We start from the raw sequence: 615 nt of genomic DNA, 5'->3' as shown, positions 1-615 counted from the left end.
ACGCGGTGAAAGACACTATTGAGCCGGACCGCATTGTGCTCGGTGTAAATACAAAGGGCTCCCAGGCAGAAGCCATTGCCCGCGAGGTGTATGCCACTCCGCTTGCAAATAACACGCCGTTTATTGTCACTGACCTGCAGACAGCCGAGCTGGTGAAGGTGTCGGCCAATGCCTTTTTGGCCACCAAGATCTCCTTCATCAACGCGGTCAGTGAAGTCTGCGAGATCGTCGGTGCGGACGTGACACAGCTTGCGGATGCCATTGGGTATGACGAGCGCATTGGCCGCAAGTTCCTCGGCGCTGGCTTAGGCTTCGGTGGTGGCTGCTTGCCTAAGGACATTCGTGCGTTCATGGCTCGCGCGGGCGAGTTGGGTGCGGACCAGGCGCTGACGTTTTTGCGTGAGGTGGATGCGATTAACATGCGCCGCCGCCAGCGCGTGGTGGACTTGGCGCGCGAGATGCTCGGCTCGCTGATTGGTACCCGCATCACGGTGCTGGGGGCGGCGTTTAAGCCGAACTCGGATGACGTGCGTGACTCGCCGGCGCTTGCCGTTGCAGGCCAGCTCTCACTCGCGGGTGCAAGTGTGCGCGTCTATGACCCGCAGGCCATGGACA

Annotated in this window: 1 protein-coding gene; it reads left to right on the top strand. The window is 60.8% G+C overall.

What is annotated here, in order from left to right:
- The coding region (locus tag HMPREF3101_RS08655; protein WP_246816709.1) for a nucleotide sugar dehydrogenase at positions 1-615 on the top strand (615 nt) is incomplete at both ends.

This window comes from Corynebacterium sp. HMSC29G08, from assembly GCF_001806875.1.
GTDB lineage: Bacteria > Actinomycetota > Actinomycetes > Mycobacteriales > Mycobacteriaceae > Corynebacterium.
Note: the sequence above shows the minus strand (reverse complement) of the source record. Positions and strands in the feature narration are given on the sequence as shown.